Raw genomic sequence first — 22,285 nt, forward strand, 5'->3', positions numbered from 1 at the left:
CTGGTCAGGGAGTAACTTTCGATGCGTATCAAGATGGCGGGAGCCTACACAACCTATGAATTTCTAGATGCGATGGATTGCATCGTGCAGTCGCTCAAAGTGAATGGCATGGAGGAAATTCGTGGTGCAAATCTCTACTTGCAGCCCTTTAGATATGGCCGCCTCTTAGATTTTCAGGGATCAGGAAACCGGCGCACCATTTGTGCTTGTCGAGTTTCAGGGGCGAGAGAAGCGAAAATTCAAAACCCGGTCTCGTCGCTTCCGCCCGGTCCCCTCGGAGAATGAGGAAGAGTGACGCGCTCAAACTCACGGCTATCGCTGGAAGGGTTACGATCAACGAATTTTGAAGTGAGCCGCCTTCGGCGTCTTACACTTCCAAATCCCTTGATCGTCCAAATATTCTCTACAGAGTGGACACTGGAATCCATCTCAACCCCATGATATTTAATATGAAATACACATGGTGGTATAGATATATGTTAAATATCAGTATCTTACAACATTGTCCGACGGATTTTTGGCGCTGCGATTGTAAAAATCTCGAAGGCTTCTGCATTAGTCGACCAAAGATTTTCCCGTTCCAGTCCTATGATCGAAGCTGAATATGTGTTCTGTACGAGCTGCGCTGCAAAAGCCCACAATTCTATTATCGAACCGCTCATTCCCATAATCGAAGCCTATCGGTGCGGCACATTTTGGGCAGACGGCGTCGAACCTAACCAACCTCAGTGGAGCTTGCGCGCTTTGCAGGTCGCAGAGGAGGACAATGTTGAAAGACTCTTCGCTTGTCCAACCACGATTTGCCGGTGCCACACCTGAACGGGTCGCTTTAAGCAACGGTCGGCCATACATTTTTGCAGCGATTGCTATTGCACCGAGACCAGCAAGTGCGGATGCAAAGATCGATAAGTGGATAGTGAATGCCTTAAATGTACTACCATCTGACAGTACGGCTCCGATAACCCAGCCCGTAGAATAGATCACTGATAGCGAACTAGCGACACTTACGATCCCGAGTGCGGCCATGAGTGCAATACGAAACAGGACTCCTTTCAATGTGGCCTTATAAAGCTTTCCATCACGAAAAGCCCAGCCTACCAAGCGACTGGTCTTTGGGGTCTCGCTTCTGGCGACATATTCAACGTCCATGGCGTCTTGATTTGTGTCCCATATATTGAGGTTCGGAGCTCTCTTGCGAACACGCTCTATGAATTTCATCGTTGTTTGGGAAAGTAGATCAGCCTGTTGACGCGATACTTCTCCCCAACGGCCATGAGCGCCGTGATTCCGGATATGCTTGATTGATTGGAGTTCTATAAACTCGTCGTTATCGATCAGGTTGATCTCTTTAAGTTTCTCCGCCAATGCTCCTATGGTCACACCTGAAGCTGTCGACTTATTATTTACCGAAGTTTCTTCGAGCCATTGGGCTAGAATGCGCTCTAATGCCCATCCATTTGCGGCGGCTTCGAAACCTGGCGATCGAAGGTCTAGACCCACCCCACGCAAATTAGTTCGCACCGCTTTGGGAATTCTTGTAAAAGCGAAGTCATCCTTATCTTGATCCGCCTCATCGTGCGCCATCATGAGACTCCTCTTTTCCTTTAAAGGGTGCGTTATTTCCTAAGCGCATCGTATAGGGCGGACTTGCCAACCTTCAATCTGTTGGCTGCCTCGCGCACGGTTAATCCGTCCTCGCGGAGCTTCCTAGCGCGGGCGAGAAGGTCATCCGTAATCACCTTGGGTCGCCCTCCCCTGCGCCCTCGCGCGGCCGCTGCGCGTAGTCCGGCATTCGTTCGCTCGCGGATCAAATCGCGCTCGAACTGACCGAGCGCTCCGAAAATGTGGAAGACGAGCCGACCGGTTGGGGTGGTGGTGTCGATGTTTTCAGTCAGGGAGCGGAAGCCGATACCATCTGCCTCGAGCTTGCCGACGGTTTCCAATAGATGGGTCATGCTACGGCCAAGGCGATCGAGCCGCCATACGACAAGGGTGTCCCCTTCGCGCAGGTAAGCCAGCGTTTCGCGCAAACCTGGCCGCTCGGTTTTCGCACCGGACACACCGCGGTCTTCGAACACGCGCTTCACGCCGGCATCGTGCAACGCATCGAGCTGCAATGCGACGTCCTGGTCAGAGGTTGAGACGCGCGCATACCCGATCAGTGTCATAGTTCCCTCATACACTCACGCATCTAAATAGGCGATTTGTCCGAATACCCGTCCAATATTCAAAAAGTCCGGAAAGTCAATCGACAGCGGTTTTTGGACACCACCCATGCGATTCCGGAAAACGAACGATTTTCGGACATGGATGGTTAGGAGAGATTGAGTCACGCATTGCCGGCGGTGGGCTAACAGGCTGTTACTGGTCGGATGACGATCGGCGCTCGGCGCCACCGCATCACGGTGTTACTCGCAGGCCACAATCCTTGTTCGGTAATACCCTGTTACCAGTAACATCCTGTTACCGGTTCTACAGCGTGGATGATTTGGCCGGTAATAGTTCGCGATCAGGAGGAGGAAGGCGCGGAAGTGTAGATGTCGGCCGATGCGGTTCGGCGTCTGCGAGCTTGGTTGGAGACGGCGGAGATCGAGGAAGGGTGATGTTCAGGCGGATCCATGTCACGCGCAAGAAGGCCAAGGACGCGATCGCCCCTAAGGCGTGGGACAGCATCCCCGGACACACGCGGCACTATCAGGAGCGGCTTGTCGGACAAGCCGCGACGCCGGCGATTACCGTCTACACGGTCGGCCACAATCCGCTGACGACGCAGGGCGTCAACGCGATCTACAAGCGCCTGGTCGAGCGCGCATGGGCCGATGGCCTGATCGAGATCCAGAAGGACGACATCGTCAAGGCTCTGAAGGCGATATCTTCCCACTCGTTACGGGTTGGCCTGACCCACGATCTCATAGCGCTCGGCGCGCGACGGGGTGGCGATCACCAATGCCATGCGCTGGACATCTCCAGGAACCATCTTACGCTACGGGAAGAAGCTGCGGGCGAAGTCGAGCGCAACGGCCCGCTTTCTGAGCGGCGAGCCAAAATAGAACAGGGCTAGGAATCGAACAAGAAGTCTCGACACTGACATCTTTTTAAGCAAGGTTCTTCGATAGAAAGTTCCAAGGGGGCGCATTCCGTGGAGCATTATGCCGATCTGCAGAGGCTGCTCCATGCGGTCCACAAGTATCGCCAGGAAGGCAAACTTCCGGACGATCCTGCGGAGCTGGACGAGGTCTGCGCCCGTGTTCTCGACTACGATCGTTTCGATGAAACCGCGATCGAATGGAAACGGATCGCGGACTACGAAAAGGAATTGGCTGGCGGCCAGTGGCCTCGCGATGATTGACGCCCTGGTGGGTGTTCAGGGTCGAAATAGCTAAAAGATTCCATGTATCGAGCCTCTTTGTTTCGAAGAAGCTCAATCACCGTTCCCCTCTTTTTTCTACAGCGCCGATGTGATCCAACAACTGACCCACGACCGCGGACGCGGTGCTGGGCTTGGCGACGATGGGAGCGTCGATGCCCCGCAAATATTCCCCGGCGCGATCGAGGTCGCCAGTGTGGAGCACAAACGGGATGGCGCGGTCTTTGAGTGCTTTAGCCACCACGTCGCATGTCTCGCCGCGACCGAGATTTACATCGAGGACGGCACCGATGAATGCGGTCTCCTCGATGGCGGCGATGGCCTGACGACAGGTTGATGCGGTAATGGCAGCGTACCCTTGATCTTCGCAGGCGTATTTGAGGTCGAGGGCGACGAAAGGCTCGTCCTCCACCACGAGGATGGTTTCAGTCATGGGCATGGCTTCAGTCTTCCAGGGGGAAATGAATCTCGGCTCGGAAGCCATCGGCATCCCAATAACGATCGAGCGCGCCTCGCGAATGCGACAGCAATGCGTCGGCAATCTGGAAACCCGTGCCCCCCGATGATGGCGGTCCATCTATGGCCGGACCGCCGCTCTCCTTCCAGGCGATCGTGAGACTGCCGCGTCCGAACCGGTCGCGTTCGTGTCGCCAGGAAACATCGATGCGACCATCGTCGGATGTCAGCGCGCCGTACTTCGACGCGTTGGTGGCGAGCTCATGGAGTGTCAGGCCGATCGCGGAGATGGCGTTCGGTTCGGTCCGCACGCTTTCCCCCGTGAAGGTGAACCGACCGTCTTCGGGATCGTAGGGGCGCAGGACCGCGCGAACGGCTTGTCCGACATCGGTGGTGCCCAGGAACGCTTCATCAAGCGTTGGCTCGTAGGAGCGGCCGAGCGCCTGCACACGGTCGTTGATGCGAACCGCGACTTCGCGCGCATCCATCGAGCGACCGGTGATGTTCACGATGCCACCGATGACGGCGAATACGTTCTTGAGCCGGTGCGAGACTTCGCGGGCCATTGCCATGGCGTGCTTCTCCTCGGCGCGTGCGGCATGGACATCGGAGACGTCCCACTGGCTTCCGAAGAAATATTTGAGCCCGCCCTTCTCGTCGTAGATCGGTCCGAGATGGAGCGCGTTCCAGAATTTCGAACCGTCCTTTCGGTAATTCAGCAGTTCGACGACCGCGACCTTCTCCTCGCGCAAGGCTTCGCGAATACGTCCTACCTCGTCTTGGTCGGTTTCGGAGCCTTGAAGGAACCGACAATTGCGGCCGATGATCTCGTCGCGGCCGTAGCCCGTGAGACGCTCGAACGCCTCGTTGCAGAAGACGATCGGATCGTCTTTCTGCAGGGGATCGCTTAGGCAAACCGCCATGCGGGTCTGGGCCATGGCCTGCTCGAACAACAGGCCCGATGCGCCGGGGAAATCGCCGGTCTCGCCCGGCCCGAAGCCTTTCGAGCTGGAAAGCGCCTGATTAGAGGCGACCGGTTTGTCAGATTCGCTCATTTGATATCCGTTCGTGTTCGTGCCTATCGCGCGTCACACGATCGGGGTTCGTAAACCTCCACATTATGGAGTATTGCCGATGGCAGGTCAAAGACTTCGGTTGGTGCCTTCAGCCCATTGACCACGACATGTGATAGAGTGCACCACTTTATGGCCCCTAAGTGATGATGAGCTTGATGATAACGCAAGGAATCGACCAGCTTTACAGGTCCGCTGTCGAGAAGATGGCGAAAAGCGCGGATTCCGACATTGAGAAACTCCGCCGATCGCTGATTAAGGACCCGGGTTCGCTTGGCGCGCCTAATCCACACGGTATTGCCGAAGCAAGCGGCCGGGATGCCTCTTGGGGAAGCTATGCCTTCGACAGCCTGCGGTCACACGGCTTCATTCAAAGCGACCTGATGCGGTTCAAATGGTTCCAGCCTACGTCACCGTATATCGAAGATGAAATGGCCGCCCTTGCTGGCATCGAAGCCACGGCGATCATCCGCCTCGCGTCGCTGGATTGCGCAGCCGCGCGTGCAGAGCTCCGTAAGAGAGAGAAGACCTTCGAACAGACTGCTCGCGCCGGTAAACCCCTTGCATCGTCATTGGCGCATCAAAAGCTGATGCTGTCCGTGGTCGCTGCAACGGGCGAGGTGCATCTCCTCGAAGAATACGCAAAACGAGCGACCGTTGCCCTCGCCTATGCTCAAGCGTGTCGCCTTGATGGCGACGCCTTGAAGGGTATGGTAAGATCGGCCGGAAGCATGATCCGCACGATTTGCTCCATGCCTCCTCGCGATTGCGCAGCTGCTGCGACGGCAATGCGCCTCCATCCCAGGACGCCGGTCGAAGCCTGAGGTAACGAGACTCAGGGGGCGAACGCCAGTTTCCCTGCATCGGAGATCGGCCGAAGGATCGGCGTCGAAGAGCGACTGCTTCCGGCATAGGTTGGCACGCCGCTGATTTGCAGCTCGATCGTCTGGAAACCGTCGGTTTTCTCGTTCACCGGAAACGAACCCCCCGCCATATTGTCGATCAGTGTGTAAAGCGACGGCGCGGTCCCATCGAAGAAAAATCGGACCGACTGTCTGATCCCCTCCAGATCGCCTGACCTTGCGGCGCTGAGAAACCGATCTCCGGCCTCGACCAGGAATCCTGTTCTGTCGGCATAGGAGTCAGCAATCCAAAGGAGTCGGAAGAACGCCTGCGGAATGAACTGTTCGACGAGCTGAGAGAGGGTGCTGCGCGGGCCGCCGAGTACGACGGTAGTCAACGCCATCGCGCCTATGAAGAAGCGCTCGTTCCGGACGTCGACGTCGCGCACATGCGCATTGAGAAACGCCGCTGTTTCATCAATTCTCTCCGCGCCCGTCAGCGCAAGCCTGAGTGCCCCAATTTCAACGATGGCGCACAGCGCCAAGCGCCATTCCTCGACCTGCTCTTTCGTAAACGTCGCCACGACGTAGGACCGTCCAGACTTCTTCAGATATCCGCCAGCACCTAACGAGAGCAACAACTGGCGAGCCATGGAAAGCGACACACCCGTGTGCCGCATGATATCTTCAGCGTACATTGGCGCACCCGCTGCCAGCTCGCCAAAGAGAATGCGCTCCCGAAGCTCGATATAAGTCGCATCGATCTTGGAAAGACTTTCGTTCACAAGGTTTGCCTCGCCCTTCTCTCCGGTTGGCATTTGTCAGAAACTATCATTTGGCACTATCTGTCAGCAAGGAATCCGTAGCTTCTTACCCCATCTGATTTTGAACGAAGCATTCGGTCAGACGTTGAAAGTTATGACCGAAAATGCTACGCTCAAATCAGGAGATGAAGGTGGAAAATTACGATCCGTACCGGTTTGACGACCCAATCAGTTATGCTGTCAAAACTGGCGATATTTCTCGTGGTGCTTCGCCAAGAGACATTTCAACGCCTTATGATGATAGCGCTGAAGGGCTAGGTTCTGATGGTCGAGCTGGCCTTAACCCGCGAGCTAATGCGTACCTTGCTTTGGCCTTGGCGCTAGTTTTCCTGATTGTCGCAATCCTCGGCATATAACTATTCCTTATCTCCACGCAGACGACGCTGGATCGGGTTGCGACGCCTTTCATCGCGGTCATAGAAGCGCTCATTGAAGCGGTCGTCAGCACCACCAAGACCATCTCTTCCCTGTTCGAACTCCTGTCGCCGCTGGCCATAGCGTTGGCCATTAGCCTCGTACCGTTCGCCTATCGAACTTCCACCCTCATCAATCCTGTCGCCCACTGAATTGTCGGAGGTGCCACTTACATGATTGCGGGGACCACCATGGGATGGCCGCGGAGCTGAGCCGCGAAGGTCCGCTTCGGTGAAATTGCCAGGTCCCGAAACATTTCCGACAACGCTGCCACTTTCTGGGATGAGATCGCGGTATGGTGCCACCCTCTGATCGTAGTAGTCCGAGATTATCTCTCGAGCGACCAGATCGTAAGCGGCCTGCTCTTGAGGAGAGTAATCTGTCCGAGCAAGGCTGGGGGCGGTTATGCCCATCTCCGCCGCCTTTTCTTGATACCGGCTTGCCACGATCTGGCTCATGTCGAAGTTCACGTTCGCCCCGACGCCATCGCGCGTCGAAGTATTGTTGCTGAGGGACGTTGCAGTCTCGTCGATCGCTGCGATACGTTCGTCGATCCTGCGGATCTGCTCCAGTGCCCGCTCGCGGGAATACGAATTGTCGGTGTAGGCCTCGCTTCTGTTGAAGCTTCCACTCTGAGAATATGTCCCACTGTCTTGGGTGACGTTCGATCCATTCGAACGATTATCCGACGTCGACGAGTCAAAGCCTTGCGTCTCGTCCCGTCTGCTCCCGCGATCCACACTATCCAGTCGCGTCCGACCGCCTGACATCCCAGCTTGCGCGCCGCCGGTGAGCCCCGCGCCAGAGCCCCGCCCGGGCCGCCCGCCCGTATTGCCCCTGCCGGCAGATCCTCCGACGCCGATATTTCCGCCTCTTGTCGTCTCAAGCCGATCCGTGTTGACCTGCTGGTCACCTTGACTGCGGGTAATGCGTTCGCTTTCGCTTACGCCATCGCGGGCGTCCATCGACTGGTTGTCGAACCGCTGCGTATTCTCTCCGGATCGATAACCGGCCGAGCTTTCCGAACCACTCGCGTTCCGAACACCGCTAGTCTGCCTGGTGGACGTCCGATCGAGAAACGAGACTGCCCTCGATCGCTCTTCAGTGAGGGTGTTGCGTGCCGTCTCGAGTTCGGAAAGCGTCTGCTGCCTCTCCGCGTTGTTGAACGAGGAAAGGGACGAACCGAATGCCAGACGGCTCATGCCTGGCGAGGTGTCGAAGACGGTCGAGCCGTCCGCTGTGGTCTTCGTCAGCGTTCCGTTCGGATTGACAGTGGACATCACCGCGGCGCCGCCCGTGAACGACGGTGCGGTGTTCCATTGGTTGGATTGCCGATTGAAGCTCGACAGGTTCATGTAGCTCTCGTTCCCGTAGGAATAATTGCCAGTCGTCCGCTCGACGGCCGCAGCTTCGGCCGCACCCTGCGCCGGCGCAAGCATTGAGGTCGCCTGGGAGGATACAGCCATCGCTCCGCGCGCCATGCCGGCGGCGAGGAACGGGATCGACATCATGAGGAACCCGGCGATCGTCGCGGTATCGGCGTTGACTGCGTCGATGCCTGCCATTCCCGCCATCGTGATTCCGCCCGGCGCTGTCGCATTCAAGGAATCAGAGGCGCGGTCCATGATGAACATATGCAGCACCGCATAGAGCGGCCCCCATGCCGCGAGATAGAAGAACCCGGTGAAGTATCCTTTAAGGGCGGTCACCCCGGTGCGCGGAACAAGGAAGAGTGGGAAGATGACCGGGAACATCGCGTAAAAAACCACCGTCAGCACGATGTTGAGAAGCGGGACCCACGTCATCGCTTGCTGTGTGATCGAGGTGTAGGTGTTGCGTGCCTGCTCCTCTGCCCGGAGCATCGCGAAGGTGTCGCCGTCCGCCGCGCCAAGGTTGGCCCTAGCTTCGAGGAACGCGCTCACCAGCGAGCGTTGATGGAAGATCTGCTGCGCTGTTTGGCTGCTGCCGTGGAACTGGTTCGCGATCACGGGAAGATCGGCGATGAGCTTCGCACGCGCCGCCGTAGGGGTGAGACCCGGGAACAGCTTTCGTCCCTCCTCCTCGAGCTGGGTATCGGTATAGGTGACGATACCGCTCTGGAGGCTGTTGTAGCCGGCTTGGCATGTCACGATCGACGGGGAACCGCTGGCGGGTATCCACTTCATCCCGCGCGCCGGCGAACCGGGACCCATCTCCGTTAGGATGTCATTGGAGTTCGCGATCGCATCGAATGACTCATGGCCGAGCAGGATGTCATAGAACAGGCACTGCTTGAAATACTCCTCCAGGTTGGCGCTGATGCGGGGATCGCGGATCGAGAAATCCCGCGTGCGGTCCCATAGCCGCGCCCCGTAGATCATGCCGTTGTTGGACATCTGGAGCGCGTTCGGCATCGTGAAGACCGTTTCGGCCGTTCTCGTCAGCCAATCACCGGCGGTCGAGCTGACAGAGGCGATGAGAGCCAGTCCGACGGGCACGTTCGCGACAGTCGCGGGGGCCAGGCTGGGATTGAGGCGATCCGTAACCTTCACGGTCGTGGTCGGAACGATCAGTGCGCCGTACATCAGCGTGGCGCCGAGAAACCAGTTGAGCCAGGCGCGCCAGTTGAGGCTGAAGGCGACGATCAGCAGCGAGTAGATGAGACCCATGACCATGACGACGCGGAGGAGGGATCGGAAGCCCCCTCCCCCCGTCCATGCGCTGACCGCATTGAGGACGTTGACGATGTACTCGCCGCCACCGATCGTGAAGATCTCCATCATCGCTCGTGACCCTTACTGGATGCCTTGGTTCGACAGCGACGTGCTGAAGGACAGCGCTGCCGACATTTGGGGAGAGAGACTGTTGCGCAGGGTGCTCTCCAAGAAGACCGCGCGCTGAACGACGTGATGCGTCCGATCCAGGCGTTGGTTCATGCCCTTGGAATAGGTATCGAGGACCGCGCGCACGGAGGTGATCTGCTCTCGCCACTGCGACAGCGCCTCCTCGTTTGCGTTCTGGAAGGTGCCGACGCCCCTCGAGGCGTAGCCGTAATATTGCTGTGCCAGAGCATCGAGCAGATCCATCGAAACGATCTCGGCCAGATCGTTCATCTCGTTATCGGTCATTCCGCCGAGCGTCGCTGCGGCATTGACCGAAATGATCTTGTAGAGCGGGATGGTGGTGGCACCGAGCAGGCCGATCTCGTCCGTCGTGAGAGCAGCGTTGGACCGCACCTTGCCGTTCATGCTCTCGATCATCGCCCGGACGCGCGGTTTGAGCGCCTGAGCCTGGCTTACGCTCATCGTCTGCGTCACCGGCTCGAGACATTTGTCGTCGCCGCGGCAGTCGAGCATCGTGACCGAGTTCGTTCCGTCGAGGAGCGCCGTAAGCAAAGCACGATCGCCGGACCCGACGAACTGATAGCCACGCTTGCCGCTTGGATCGCCATCCTGGTAATAGATGACAGTGCCGACGAACGTCATGAGATATTCGCGGAACTCGTCGGAGAAGCTGGGGTAGCTCTGCTTGAGCATTTCCCACGTGAAGTTGTAGCTTTCGGACGGGATGGTCGGGTCGCTGTTCGCGGCGATCGTCGACTCCCGTTGTCCGCCGGTCCCGCATTCGTGCCGGCCCTTCGCCCAATCGGAGAAAAGCCCCTGGCTGTTGCCGATCGACTTGCAGATCTCCGACGACATGCGGTCCGATTTGCCCCACAGACCACCGACGAGGTTCTGCGCGGTCTCGCAGCTGTTCATGTTGAACTGGTTCATTTGCTGCGCCTTCTGCGCCATCTCTTCGATGGTCGACGCGATTTGCGGGCTGATCGACTTGATCGCGAGCTGGAAGGCAAAGCCGAGGGCGTTGTTGGCCGTCGCCTTCAACATCGCGACGATCTCATCCGTGTTGATGAAGGAGAAGCTCCCCGAAAAGACGTCGATGCCCCCGCAACCTGCCTTGATCGACGGCAGCTGCAGGTTGACGGGGTTCACGCTTTTCTGCGGGAACCGCGTCCAGATGTTGCCGCCCGAGTAATAGCCCGCCGACTGGCCCTGATAGGCGGTGGGACCCGTCGCGTTCGCCGACGCGCCCATGTCGTTGAAGAAATCGTTGAGCTCCGCCCCCACCTGGGCGTTGACCGGCGCTGCGGCCATCCCTGCCGCTGCCAGGGCGCAGAGTGCGACGCCGGCGCATTTTGCGAAACGGGCGGCGATCCCGCCTCTCGTCCGAATAGACATCAGTAATCGCTCCCTGGCTCGATTTGGGTGAGGTAGAAGATGCGCTGCATGACTTCGTCGGCCGCCATGACGCCGTAGCCGATCGGGATCGGCTGCTTGGTCTGGGTGTCGAAGAGGACGATCGCCGGCACGGTGCCTCCCTGAAGGCCCATCCGCTGATACTGCCCGCTGTCGACGACATAGTTCGGGAAGACCTCGTTCGGTCCGCCATCCATCGACACCGCTAGGACCTCGAGACCGTAATTGTCCGAAAGGGCACGCATGACGGGCGAGAACGTGCGACACGCCGAGCAGCTCGAGGAGTAGAAGTAGAAGACCCCGTATCGCTGGGTCAGCGCCTGCATCGAGCCCTCGCGCTGGTCGCGCCGGTCCGTGAGCCAGGTCTGCTTGGCCAGGGTCCCGACCGGTCGTTCGAGCGTGTAATCGAGCTCGGGGTTCTGCCAGATCGACCGGCTCCATGTGTCGGCGAAGGTCGACGCCCGATCAAGCTGCTCACGCTGGAAGCGGATGTAGTTGACGATGTTGTCGGACGTCGGTTCGAGGATCGCCAGCGCCTTGAGCTCGTCGAGCTGCTTGGTGATCGCCGCCATCCGCTCGACGGCGGGAACGGCCGGGGCGGCCTGGGCGGGCTGTTGCTGCCGCTCTCTCGCCTCGCGCTTCACCTTTTCCGAATTGCAGTAGAACCACGACCCGAGCTTGCGCTCGTCGCAGTAGAAGGAATCGCGCTGCGACGCCGGATCGGCGGTCTGCGCGAAACCGGGGGCCGTAGCCGCGGCGACGAGGGCCGCAAGGCTGAGCAAAGCGAGCTTGTTCATGAGCATTTCCCTTTGTCGAGTTCGAGCATTTGGAGGAGAAAGGCGGTCTTGAAGTGGCCGCGACCGCGATCGATCATGCGGATCATCCCGCCCGAAAGCGTCGTGGCGCCATCGACGCCGGCATTGGTGAGGCAGAAGTCGAAATCACCTTCGCTTCCGCTTCTGCGCGAGATCCAGCCACGCTCCAGGAGGCGTCCGATCGAAGCCATGAATTCAGGACGCGACGCCGGACGCAGGAACCAGTCCAGGATGCGAGAGAACATTTCCTCTTCGCTGGCAGCGAGATCTCGTCCGATCGCCACGCTGATGGCAAGATCGAGCACTTCGGCCGCGGGGAATGGATCCCCTTTTTGAAAAGCGATGACTTCGGCACCCGCCACGTCATGTCCCCCCGTTCGTGTTGTAGTAGTTCTCGATCTTGGTCTGGATCTGGATCGACATCTCGATCTCGTCCGGCAGCTTTGCCGCGTCCACGAATTCGGCGTAGACTTCGCGGAAATCCATCCGGCTGAGATCGAGCTGCTGAAACTGAGCGATGAGGAAGCCTTCGCAGTCGGGTTCCTTCGGCTTGCCCCACTGCATTCCGAGCTGCGCCTTGCCCTGCTCGTTGAGGATGCGGACCAGCTTGCTTCCGTAGCAGCAGTATGACTGCTTGCGGGTGACGCAGACCCCGAGGATCTTGTCCGAGCAATAGGTGCCGACGTAGTGGCACAGGCCCGCGTCATCCTTCTTGTCGACGTCGCGATCCTGGCTATTGCAGAGCCACGGCGTCAGGAGAGGAACACCTTTCCCGCTGCAGCAGTTCGACAGGCCGAACACCTTCTTCGTGCATTTGAGGTTCTCGCCGCTGAAGATCTTCAACTGGTTGGGATCGAACCCATCCTTGAGCTCGCCCATGACGTTCATGGCGACCATCGCATCCTTGAACTCGGTCGACGCCTCGCGCGTGACGGTCGTGCATTCCCCATCGATGCAGTAGAGATCGCCGGCGCATACATAGGCCGGCGGGGGCGGTGTGCCGGTATCCGGCGTCGTGCATTGGAACCAGCGATCGTAGACATTGCAGGTCGTGCCGTCGGTATCGTAGCTCAGGCATTCGTCGTGACTGAACGAACATTCGGGGCGAGCTTCAAGCGCAGCGCAATCGTTGGCGGGCAGCAATCCCTGGCACTGATAGGTGCGGCTCCACTCCCAGCACGGGCGCGTCACCGACAATCCGTTGATGACGCGCGTCTCGTTCGGCGCGGTGCAGGTCTCGCTCTGGAGGGAGCATGACGCCGTGCCGATCGTGGCCTGACACTGCGCTTCGTCGACAGCCTCGCTGACAATCCGTACTGAATTGCGTTCGACGCCCCCGGGAATGCTGAGCTGGGAAGGACAGCTGTAGGTTTCACGATAGACGGGATCGCCTGGCTCGGTGCACCACCGCCCATCCCTGCCGCCCCACTGAAGGCAGGTTTCGCCGATGCGCTCCCGATCGATGACACGGCAACTTCCCGCATCGAGATCAGGCTGGATGATATCGCAGTACGGCCCGCTAGTCTGGTATTTGATAAAGCCGGTCGAGCATTGATACTCCCAATACCGCGTGCCTTGGGTCTGGACCACGAGAGGCGCTCTGCAGGTCCTCGCTTCGTCGAACGGCTGCGAACCCTGGTTGCAGCTTTCGAGATAGGTTGTGGAGCCCCCTCCCCCAGGCGGTAGCGGGTTACACGAACCGGTGGACCCGCCAGGAGCGCCGCTGGGCCCGAGGTAGGTGTCCGGATCCGCCTCGATCGCCGATGCCGCCGAAAGGTCGATCGTCGCCGGGTCAACCACCTTGCGGTAGGGATCGACCACGACCCGGTAGTCCTGCTGATAGCGCTGCGCCTCCCCCGCCGTCGTCAGCCCAACCGCATCGTCGGCGTAGTCCAGCGATGGAAAGTTCGTCCCGCCAAATGTCGGCACATCGGCTTCGGCGCCGTTGGCAAGGATCGAACCGTTCGTCGCATCGCGCACACCCTCACCGAGCGCCTCGCCCTCTGCCCGCGCATCGGACGAAGTCATCTGCGCGTGCGCAAGCTGACCCGTCGCCACGAGCGCGGCACATGCAAGGACGAGGCCGCGAAGGTTCACCGCGCCGACCGGTAGTTGGCAAGCGCGATGCGCGAGACAGGGGCGCCCGGGCCGTTGGCATTGGAGAAGGTCTCGAGGACGTAACCGACGCTGACATTGCCCGCGATCCGATCATGCGGAGGTGGAGCAGTCACGCAGTCGAGCTGGTCGCAAGGCTCGAAATCGCTGGAGAGCGCGACGTAGGTCGGCACCCGGTCGACGCGGAACGAGCGGAACAGTCGCGGATCGATAGCGACGTTGCTCGCCCCCGCCTGATCGACGACGTTGCGAATGCCGGTGATGAACGCCTGGGGGTTTCCGGCCGAGAAACCACGGAACACCACCACGCCGCCCGCCCTCGTCGTATCCTCGATCATCTTCGCCAGCGCCTCTTCCGGCATCGAAAGGCTTGCGAACGCGATGAACAGAGGCGCGCCTTCCGGATTGGCCATGCCCGCCTTGGCGCCGGCGACCATTTCGTCGAAGTCGAACGGGCCGTCCCCGCCAGCGATATCGGACACGTCGAGCCCTTCGATCGACGCATATCCGTCCTGCACGACCGTCTGAGCTTCTTCCTGGTGCTTCTCGCCGTTCGCGGTGACGTAATCGAACAGGGCCTGGGCATCCTCTTGGAACTCCCCGGCGCGTGCCTCGATGGCCTGCGGATCGAAGCCATCGGTGGTCTGGGCGAAGACGGCCGTGACGCAGCCCAAGAGGCTGAAACCGGCGAGGAAGAAGGCGATCTTGCGGTTCACGGGCGGTCCTTCCGACTACAGCACGCAGCAATTGCGCTTGCGCCAAAGGAGGAACCCCACGTCCTCTCCCTTGACCGGGTAAACCTGGCCGGACTTCGGCAGGATGGTGGTGGCGCCGATCGGAGAGCAGCTCTCGCGTCCGCTGACCATGGGGGTGGGATTGACCTGCTGAAGGCGATACTGGCTCTTCTTCAGGATCGGCATGATGTACTTCGAGCAGAGCGCTTTCGAACCGCTGGTTCCCCACGCGAGACCTTGGCGATGCATCTTGTAGATCATGCGCTCGGCCGCGAGCCTAGCCGACTGCTTGATGCCGACGTTCGCTCCGATATTGCCGTTCATAGGGTACATCGGCCCTTGGCAACCCGAGCACCAGAACAGCTCATCCAAGGGAAGCTTGGCGCTGGATGCGATGCAGTCGGCCGAGCAGGCGGCCTGGGCGATCGGCGAGGTGAACAGCGCCGCTTCAGGATTGAGCAGGGTCGTGAGCTCGTCATCCTGCCACAGCGGATCGATTTCGCTCATGTATGCCACGTCGAACGAGCTGGTTTCCAGGCACAGGAAATCGGTTACAACCTCGAGCCAGTAGAGCAGCGGATAGATGTAGTAGTGAACGTGGTACTTCGCGGTGTTCTGCGACTGCCCGCCTATCTGGGACGAGTTCGAGACGTAGCCGTTTCCGATAGAGAACCCCGGATCGAGCTTGATGCCGCCGAGATTGGGAAAGCACCATGGCTTGGTCGAGACATCGACTAGGCGTACCGGTTCCCAAAAGCCCATAGCCAGCCCCACGCGCGGAACGGGAGTTCCGCAAGCGCAGATCGGCAGATCAGGGTTCTTGGTGTCCGCGCGCGACGATGGCCAGATCTTCAGCGATCCGAGCGAGAGGGGAAACATGCAACCCCAGCACACATCCGTGATGGGATTGACGAACGAGCCGGAACACCGCCCCGGCCCGGAAGGCAACCCTTGCGCGGACGCCGGCACGGCAAGCGCGAACGCGGCGAGCGTGGTGATCGCGGCAAGCCACCTACGCCACATCGTCCGTCTCCCGGAACAGCCAGGCGTCGTCGGCGGCGTTCTTCAGCTTGGCCCACGCCCAACCTTGAACGATGGTGAAAGTAAACGCCGCGACCAGAATGGGGAGAGCGGCGGTGCCGAGGAGCTGGCGGAGCTGGCCAAAGAAGAGCAGCGCCATCGCGACCACGACGCAGGAGCCGATGACGCGCACGCGCGCGGAGCGCAGTTCGCTCGTTTCGGGAGCGGCGAGAGGAACCGGGATCAGGTCGCGCCAGGAGCTCACGATTGCCTCCGCGGAAGAGCGGTCTCGGTGACGAGCAGGACATCCCCCTTCGCCTCGACGAGGGCCGGGGTGTGCCGGATACCGAAATGGCTGGTGAGCTTGCCTTCCTGATCGAAGTAGAAGCGACGCTGGTGGGTCTTCATGGACTTGAATGGGGATCCATCGACGAAGATGATCTTCGCGCGCTCGTCCGATCCGTGCCTGAGCGCCCATTCGATCTCGGCGGGATTGTCGCCGTCGACGAAGACCAGCTTCTTCGACAGACCCGAGGTCGCAAGCGGATTGACCCTCTGGCCGCGCGCCGCGATCAGGTTGCCCTGATGGTCGCGGATGTCGTTTTCGACCACGATGGCGGGATCGAATTCCCACGATCGCGTCTGTTCCGCACGGGACATGCCCGAGACGGGAACCGGGCGCATGACGCGGTCCTTCACCTTCGCGGCGAATTGCTGGTTCATCTCTTCGAGCTTGCCGGTCTCTCGCGCATGATCGAGCCGCGCTTTGATGACGGATAGCAAGTCGGGTTCGATGACTGGCCAGGTCTGCCCCATCTGACCGTGATCCTGCGCCTGCGCGGTCAGCATCGAGGGCGCTGATACGGCAGCGCCAACGGCAATGCAGGAGACGATGGCGAGACGGTACCTCACAGGATCGCCACTCCGGTTCCAACGAGGCGGTCGCGGCATACGAAGCCGATATGCGAATAGCGGCTGTCGAAACCGTCCTTGTGGTGGGTGGCCGCGAACACGCAACCGTCGGGCACGACCCCCAAGGGCCCTTCGGTGAGGGCGTCGCCCTTCTTCGTGAGCGGTTTGGTAGAGGCGATCCGTTCGCCGTTGACCAGCACGTCGCGGCCTTCCCGCGTCACGACATCGCCAGGGAGGCCAAAAGCGATCTTGGCAAATGCTCCGGGTTCTTCGCCGAAATACTTCTGCGTGACCGGATCGTGGCCCGGGTGGAAGATCACGTAGTCGCCGCGATCGGGAAACCGGCCACTCTCGACCAGAAAGGCCCAGTTCGGAAGTGAATCCGTCGCGTTAATCATGAAGGCGTGGCTTTCGCTCCAGTGCTGCAGCGACGTAACCGCGGTGCCGACGCCGAACAGGGCTGCGATCGCGAGGAGCTTGCTCTTGGTCGACAGGCGCCTGGTTTCAGTTCTGGACACCGCCCTGCCCTCCCCCGTTGGCAGCCATGAACGCCTGCATCTCCTGTTCGACACGCGCGCCCTGGCTCTGCTGAACATCGAGCGAGGCCTGTGCGATCTGCGGGCGCGGCACCTTCGCGTAGACGGCCGTCTTGACGCTCTGCGTGACGTCAGGGACCTCGCCACCGATCACCGCCTCGTGGACGAGAACCACCTTCCCGCTTTTCGAAAGCCCGGCGACCGTTTGGTCCAGCGCGGCCATGAACACCGCCGTCTCCTGAGCCGCCGTCTGTTCATCGGAACTCGAGCGAGCCTGCGCCTGGAGATATTCGCCGATGATGCCCTGCAGCTGGAGCTGCACGAACTCCTGCCGCCCTCCATCCTGCGAAACGAGGTTCTTCGTGACCCACGCTCCCCACATGAAGATGGCGAGAGCAGCGGCGAGCAGGATGATCTCTCTCGGCGAGAGACCGGCGAAACCACGCTTCGCGACGGCCGCCTTCGACTTGCGCACCGGAGCATCATGCGTACGATCGGCGTTTTCGAACAGATCAGTCATTGTCACCTCCAGCGACGTCGAATGCCGAGCGAAGGCTCGCACGGCGGAAGAAAGCGATGAGAACGAAGGCGCCGCCGAGAACCGTGAAGACGATCGTCTGGAACTGCGCCTGCCGCGCCGCGTCGGCGGCGAGGAACCGCGCCGCGAGATTGTCGAGCTGCAACATGGTCCCAGACAGGGTGAAGCTGCCGAGGAGGATGAAGAAGAGCGTCGCGACGCCCAGGGTCGCAAGCACGGTCGTGGCGATCCACCCTGTCAACCGGAGGGCAACGACCATCGCGTCCTGACCTCGTTCGACCGGCACGCGAGTGAGCGCCCGGTGTGCGAGTAGTTGAGCGTTCATTCCGCCGCCTCCAGCATCTGATGAGTTTCGGGAAAGGCCACCGCCTCGATGGCATCGTGCATCGGGAAGCCCCGGTGGACGTAGTCCTCAATGTCGGCGAAGACGTCCGGGCTCGAAGAGTAGAGGGTGGCCGAATACCGATCGAGGACGAGCCGCCCGATGCTTTCCGTGTCCGGCCCGCGGATGAAGACATCCGAATAGTCCACTCCGTTGCGCTTGAGCGATCGAAGGAGTGCCTCGGTCATGTTGTCCATCTCGAAGCGATCCGAATTGCGGAAGTCCGAGATCGTCTCGCCCTTCTGCTGGAGGATCAGGAACCAGTCCGAGTTTTCGAGCGCGGCGCGCGAACCTTCGGACTTGTAGTAGTCGTGGATGGATTGCGTGGCGGTGATGAGCGAGCCGCCATACTTGCGGCAGGTGCGCGAATAGGTCTCGACGAAGTCGGCCATCGCCCCGCCCTTCAGCATCTGCCAGGCTTCGTCGATGATGAGCGGCTTTGGGATCGCACGGTCCATTCGGCGCATCACCTGCGAAGCGATGAACATGACCGACGTCAGGACCACGCCGCGGAGCTCCTCGCGTGTCGCGAGATCGGAAAGCTCGAAGACCGTGAGATCGGCCGAAAGATCGAGATTGGCATCGCCGAGGAAGAATCGCCCGAAGGTGCCGGTCGATGCGAACGGCAGGAGCGAGGTCGCCAGATCGTAGGCGAACGGATGTTCGGGCTGCTTGAGCGCCTCGATGATATGATCCACAGTTCCGTCGCGACCATGTGCCTCCCACACGGCATTCACCGCCTGGTCGATGAGGCCGCGCTCGGTATCGTTCAGCCGGGTCTCGTTGCGCGCCATCTGCGAGATGATCGACTTCAGCATCGCGAGGCAGTCGACCAGATAGTCGTCGTCGCCTTCGGCCAGCTCCTCGTCGATCATCCGGAACGGGTTGATCGAGATACCGGACGAAAGCTTGAACTCGGTGAAGGTGCCGCCAAGCGCCTTCGCCATGTGCTCGAAGCTGCGACCATCGTCGATGACGATCGTCTTGGCGCCGACGCCAGCGAAACTGGCGGTGAGGTCCTGCAAGAGCACCGACTTGCCCGACCCCGACTTGCCGGCGATCGCGACGTTGTGGTTGCCGGCGCCGTTCTGGAACGGCGACCAGAACTGCGGTTGCCCGCGCCGCCCGACGAACAGGAGGTGCGGGATGTTCCCGCCGACATATTCACCCTGAATGGGCGCGATCGCCGCGACATTCGCGGAGCGCATCGTGCGCAGACGCTTCATCCGCTTGTAATCGGAATCCAGGCCGTCGGCGAGCATCAGCGGGAAGTGCGCCATGAAAGCGGGCAGCTGGATGTGGGTCTCGTCGATCAGATCCCATCCGCTCGCCTTGTAGAGCGCCTTGAGGGTCCGCTCGCACGGTTCTCCACGGCCCTTCGGGGCGAGGATCGAGACGGCATAATAGCAGGAGACCAGCTTCTCCCCCTGCTTCACACGGTCTTGGATGAACTGCCACTCGGCTGCCTCGGTACGAAGCTTCGGAACGAGCTTCACGCCCTTGCCTTCCGCAAGCGAGCTGGTGCGCGCGAACTTGTAGCCCGCCTTGCTTTCCGAGGACTCCTGGCCGGGGATGATCCCGCAGACCGTCTGGAGCACCGGGCATGGCAGGTTCAGCTTCGGATTGAAGATGTCGCCGATGATCTTCTGAGTATCCCAGGGAGCCCAGCGGTCGGGGAAGTTGCGTACCGCCATCGTCCGGATATCGAAACGCTCCGGAACGAAGTCCTTCATCTCAGGCACGCCCTCGACGGAGGTGCCAGTCGGTCGCAGCGACTGCGCATGAAGGATAAGCCGATCCTTCTCGACGTGGGTGACGAGATCCCGACGCACACACTGCTCGTTGATCGGATCGAAGCGGTTGTAACCAGGCACTTCGTCGCCGGCACCGGTGGACGGCGCCAATATCTCGTCGAAGAAACGGATCAGGTCGGTCGGCTCGAACTGCCTGATCGGCACGTCGATCGATTCCAGGGCGGAAATTATGCCGTCACGCATCGTCACCAGATCGTCGGTGGAGAGGCCGGAGCCTTGGCTGATGCCGACCGACATGACGACGCGGTAATTGCGGACGAAGAACGGACCGTCGCTCGCGAGGGTCGACCATGCGCCATTGCGCAGCTTGTCTAGACGGTGCTTGGCGAGCGTCTGGAAGACGCCCGAAGCTTTGAAGCGCGGCAGAGCCCAGTCCTGTAGCTTCTCTGCGACGCGCGGAGAGGAATAGTTCGTCACGCTGAACTTGGTTCCGGGCAGGAGAATGTCCGAGAACAGGGAGCTGATGATGTCGTTCACTCGGTCGTTTGCACCGACGAGGGGCGCGAGCTCGAGGATGAAGCCTTTCGACCGCACCTGATGAAAGATGCGCTTGCCTTCATCGTAGGAACGATAGCCAAGGTAATGCGCGAGCATGGGAACCTGCGGCGGCGCAGACTTGCGCTCAGGCTTGCGGCTGTCGCCGACTACCAGGTCCACGATGTTGCTGAATGCTTTCATCATGGCGGCTCACTCCACCACGCCGGGGAACGAAGCGGCCTGACGCCGCGGCTTCGTCTCACGCGCCGCCAGTCGTTCCGACACCTGTGCTTCGATCGCGGCGATGGGATCGGGTCCTGCCGCTACCGCGACCTCCCTCGGCTGCGGGGCCTGACCCGGCGAAGCGCCGACAATGTCCGGCGCGATGGCGAGAAACGGAGGCGCGCTCTCCGCAGCCGCCAGGAGACCCTGATTGCGGGTCGGATGGCGGCCGCGCATAGCCATCGCGTCCATCGCATCGCCGCGACCAGGCAGGACGGCTTCGGTGTGAACCGTGCGCCGCGCGTGGCTCATGCCCGTGGCATCGGTGTAGCCCGGGAAGACGACCGCGAGCTCGTAGCTTGGAGCGCTCCTCGCCGTCATGGGTGCGGCTGCGAGGACGGTGTTGTGAACCGGCGCGTCGATCCCGTCGTCCATCTGGTACGGACCGGCCGGATTGAGCAGGTCGGTGGAAGTCGTCTCCTCGATCCGGGATATCGCCCCATCATCAATGACTGTCGAAGGGGCACATACTCCGTCAGGACCGTCGCAACTGAAGCTGCCGCTCACATTAGTGCCAAGGGTGGTGCAGCCGGAGACGAGGCCCCCGAATGCGGCGACGGCGAGGATGGCTTTGCTGTTCACGATGCACTCCCTTGGATCCAGCTTTCGAGGAATTCGCGCGGACGGAAGCCGTGGACGACGGCGCCATCCTCGCGGACGATTACGGGGGTCCCGTTGAAGCCGTGCTTGCGAGCGAAGGCTTCATTCGCGTCGAGACCGGAGGTGTCGCAATCCGATCCGGTCGTGATCGACCCGCCGTCATACGCCTGGTTGACGGCCTGGCGTTTGTCCGGCGAACAGATGACCGCTTCGGAGATCGGGCGGGTGCCGAGCACCGAAATCGGCCGCTCAACGACCTTCACGTTCAAAGTCTCGAGGGTCTCGTGGAGACGCTTGCAGTAGCCGCAGCGGAAATCGCTGAAGACGGTGATGGTCCTCGCGCCGCGGCCCATGACGACCGCGCCGTTTTGCGGCAGTGCCGCAAGTGCTAGTGGATCGACCTGATCGTCGACCGACGCGGTGTCTGCACCTTGCTGCCCGGGCGCTTGGGCGGGATCGGCCGATGACGTGTCCCCCCCTCCCCCGATGAGCATATCGGGGTTCATCTCCAGGAGCCGCGCCGCTGTCAGATCCTGCTTCGTCTCCATGTCGTACACGCGGCCGATGATGAGGTAGCGGGCGCCGTGATCGATGTAGAACAGGTTCTGGCGGGCCTGGACCTCGCAGACCCCTTCGATCTTCTCGCAGTCGATGGCCGTGATCTCGGTCTTCGGAAGGCGTTCTGCGAGGGCCTTCTCGACCGAAGGGCCCGAACTCTGGGCGAGCGCGGAAGCACCCATTGCGATCCCGCCGCCAGTGGCCAGGATGAGCAGTCCCTGAAGGACTCGCTTGGCACCGCCTCTGTAGCTGTCGCCATCGGAGGCCGGAAGAATACGTTGGTTGTTCATG

The 22,285-nt window shown here is 60.5% G+C and carries 25 protein-coding genes; 5 read left to right on the top strand and 20 right to left on the bottom strand.

The window, feature by feature from the left end:
- Positions 1 to 21 precede the first annotated feature (21 nt).
- Positions 22 to 285: a hypothetical protein gene (locus tag PF049_14240; protein ID WBY18035.1), complete on the top strand. Its 264-nt coding sequence runs from the start codon at positions 22 to 24 to the stop codon at positions 283 to 285.
- Positions 286 to 555: 270 nt separating this feature from the next.
- Here the strand turns inward: PF049_14240 and PF049_14245 are convergent, their stop codons facing one another.
- A complete protein-coding gene (locus PF049_14245) occupies positions 556 to 1,587 on the bottom strand; it encodes a hypothetical protein (protein WBY18036.1) in 1,032 nt (343 codons plus the stop codon).
- A gap of 29 nt (positions 1,588 to 1,616) precedes the next feature.
- Positions 1,617 to 2,168: a recombinase family protein gene (locus tag PF049_14250; GenBank protein WBY18037.1), complete on the bottom strand. Its 552-nt coding sequence runs from the start codon at positions 2,166 to 2,168 to the stop codon at positions 1,617 to 1,619.
- 434 nt (positions 2,169 to 2,602) lie between these two features.
- On the opposite strand from PF049_14250, the gene PF049_14255 reads away from it, so the two are divergent.
- The gene (locus PF049_14255) at positions 2,603 to 3,061 is read left to right on the top strand and encodes a hypothetical protein (GenBank protein ID WBY18038.1); all 459 of its coding nucleotides are present in this window, start codon (positions 2,603 to 2,605) and stop codon (positions 3,059 to 3,061) included.
- Between the two features lie 78 nt (positions 3,062 to 3,139).
- On the top strand, positions 3,140 to 3,349 hold the full coding sequence (locus PF049_14260; protein ID WBY18039.1) for a hypothetical protein: 210 nt from the start codon (positions 3,140 to 3,142) through the stop codon (positions 3,347 to 3,349).
- Positions 3,350 to 3,425: 76 nt separating this feature from the next.
- Here the strand turns inward: PF049_14260 and PF049_14265 are convergent, their stop codons facing one another.
- Both PF049_14265 and PF049_14270 read right to left on the bottom strand, forming a co-directional pair.
- Positions 3,426 to 3,800: a response regulator gene (locus tag PF049_14265; protein WBY18040.1), complete on the bottom strand. Its 375-nt coding sequence runs from the start codon at positions 3,798 to 3,800 to the stop codon at positions 3,426 to 3,428.
- Between the two features lie 10 nt (positions 3,801 to 3,810).
- Complete coding sequence (locus PF049_14270; protein WBY18041.1) at positions 3,811 to 4,878, bottom strand: PAS domain-containing protein; 1,068 nt, start codon at positions 4,876 to 4,878, stop codon at positions 3,811 to 3,813.
- 164 nt (positions 4,879 to 5,042) lie between these two features.
- Here PF049_14270 and PF049_14275 point away from each other — a divergent pair, with 164 nt between their 5' ends.
- Positions 5,043 to 5,720 (top strand): hypothetical protein, encoded by a 678-nt coding sequence (locus tag PF049_14275; protein ID WBY18042.1) that lies wholly within the window; start codon positions 5,043 to 5,045, stop codon positions 5,718 to 5,720.
- Between the two features lie 11 nt (positions 5,721 to 5,731).
- Here the strand turns inward: PF049_14275 and PF049_14280 are convergent, their stop codons facing one another.
- Positions 5,732 to 6,556: a hypothetical protein gene (locus tag PF049_14280; protein ID WBY18043.1), complete on the bottom strand. Its 825-nt coding sequence runs from the start codon at positions 6,554 to 6,556 to the stop codon at positions 5,732 to 5,734.
- Positions 6,557 to 6,693: 137 nt separating this feature from the next.
- On the opposite strand from PF049_14280, the gene PF049_14285 reads away from it, so the two are divergent.
- Entirely contained in the window at positions 6,694 to 6,918 is a 225-nt protein-coding gene (locus tag PF049_14285) for a hypothetical protein (GenBank protein ID WBY18044.1), read from the top strand.
- On the opposite strand, the gene PF049_14290 is transcribed toward PF049_14285, so the two are convergent.
- The 15 genes from PF049_14290 to PF049_14360 all read right to left on the bottom strand — a co-directional run bounded on the left by PF049_14290 (position 6,919) and on the right by PF049_14360 (position 22,284).
- Positions 6,919 to 9,738 carry a conjugal transfer protein TraG N-terminal domain-containing protein gene (locus PF049_14290; protein WBY18045.1) on the bottom strand — a complete coding sequence of 940 codons (2,820 nt, stop codon included), beginning with the start codon at positions 9,736 to 9,738 and terminating at the stop codon, positions 6,919 to 6,921.
- A 12-nt stretch (positions 9,739 to 9,750) separates the two neighbouring features.
- Entirely contained in the window at positions 9,751 to 11,109 is a 1,359-nt protein-coding gene (locus PF049_14295) for a conjugal transfer protein TraH (GenBank protein ID WBY18046.1), read from the bottom strand.
- An 83-nt stretch (positions 11,110 to 11,192) separates the two neighbouring features.
- Entirely contained in the window at positions 11,193 to 12,008 is an 816-nt protein-coding gene (gene traF, locus PF049_14300) for a conjugal transfer protein TraF (protein WBY18047.1), read from the bottom strand.
- Positions 12,005 to 12,388 carry a hypothetical protein gene (locus PF049_14305; GenBank protein ID WBY18048.1) on the bottom strand — a complete coding sequence of 128 codons (384 nt, stop codon included), beginning with the start codon at positions 12,386 to 12,388 and terminating at the stop codon, positions 12,005 to 12,007. The genes traF and PF049_14305 overlap by 4 nt, the downstream gene beginning before the upstream one ends.
- 1 nt (position 12,389) lies before the next feature.
- On the bottom strand, positions 12,390 to 14,123 hold the full coding sequence (locus PF049_14310) for a conjugal transfer protein TraN (GenBank protein ID WBY18049.1): 1,734 nt from the start codon (positions 14,121 to 14,123) through the stop codon (positions 12,390 to 12,392).
- Positions 14,120 to 14,857, bottom strand: a complete 738-nt coding sequence (gene trbC / locus PF049_14315) for a type-F conjugative transfer system pilin assembly protein TrbC (GenBank protein ID WBY18050.1) — start codon at positions 14,855 to 14,857, stop codon at positions 14,120 to 14,122. Before trbC ends, PF049_14310 begins: the two co-directional genes overlap by 4 nt.
- 15 nt (positions 14,858 to 14,872) lie before the next feature.
- Positions 14,873 to 15,898, bottom strand: coding sequence for a TraU family protein (locus tag PF049_14320; GenBank protein WBY18051.1), 1,026 nt, complete (start codon positions 15,896 to 15,898; stop codon positions 14,873 to 14,875).
- Entirely contained in the window at positions 15,888 to 16,160 is a 273-nt protein-coding gene (locus PF049_14325; GenBank protein ID WBY18052.1) for a hypothetical protein, read from the bottom strand. Before PF049_14325 ends, PF049_14320 begins: the two co-directional genes overlap by 11 nt.
- Positions 16,157 to 16,807 (bottom strand): type-F conjugative transfer system protein TraW, encoded by a 651-nt coding sequence (traW, locus tag PF049_14330; protein WBY18053.1) that lies wholly within the window; start codon positions 16,805 to 16,807, stop codon positions 16,157 to 16,159. Before traW ends, PF049_14325 begins: the two co-directional genes overlap by 4 nt.
- Positions 16,804 to 17,325 (bottom strand): S26 family signal peptidase, encoded by a 522-nt coding sequence (locus PF049_14335; protein WBY18054.1) that lies wholly within the window; start codon positions 17,323 to 17,325, stop codon positions 16,804 to 16,806. Before PF049_14335 ends, traW begins: the two co-directional genes overlap by 4 nt.
- A complete protein-coding gene (locus PF049_14340; GenBank protein WBY18055.1) occupies positions 17,312 to 17,863 on the bottom strand; it encodes a TrbI F-type domain-containing protein in 552 nt (183 codons plus the stop codon). The genes PF049_14335 and PF049_14340 overlap by 14 nt, the downstream gene beginning before the upstream one ends.
- Positions 17,856 to 18,206, bottom strand: coding sequence for a hypothetical protein (locus tag PF049_14345; protein WBY18056.1), 351 nt, complete (start codon positions 18,204 to 18,206; stop codon positions 17,856 to 17,858). Before PF049_14345 ends, PF049_14340 begins: the two co-directional genes overlap by 8 nt.
- Positions 18,203 to 20,755 carry a type IV secretion system protein TraC gene (gene traC / locus PF049_14350; GenBank protein ID WBY18156.1) on the bottom strand — a complete coding sequence of 851 codons (2,553 nt, stop codon included), beginning with the start codon at positions 20,753 to 20,755 and terminating at the stop codon, positions 18,203 to 18,205. Before traC ends, PF049_14345 begins: the two co-directional genes overlap by 4 nt.
- A 9-nt stretch (positions 20,756 to 20,764) precedes the next feature.
- Entirely contained in the window at positions 20,765 to 21,418 is a 654-nt protein-coding gene (locus PF049_14355) for a hypothetical protein (GenBank protein WBY18057.1), read from the bottom strand.
- The gene (locus tag PF049_14360) at positions 21,415 to 22,284 is read right to left on the bottom strand and encodes a DsbC family protein (protein ID WBY18058.1); all 870 of its coding nucleotides are present in this window, start codon (positions 22,282 to 22,284) and stop codon (positions 21,415 to 21,417) included. Before PF049_14360 ends, PF049_14355 begins: the two co-directional genes overlap by 4 nt.
- Position 22,285: the final 1 nt, after the last annotated feature.

This window comes from Erythrobacteraceae bacterium WH01K, from assembly GCA_027941995.1.
Classification (GTDB): Bacteria; Pseudomonadota; Alphaproteobacteria; order Sphingomonadales; family Sphingomonadaceae; genus CAJXSN01.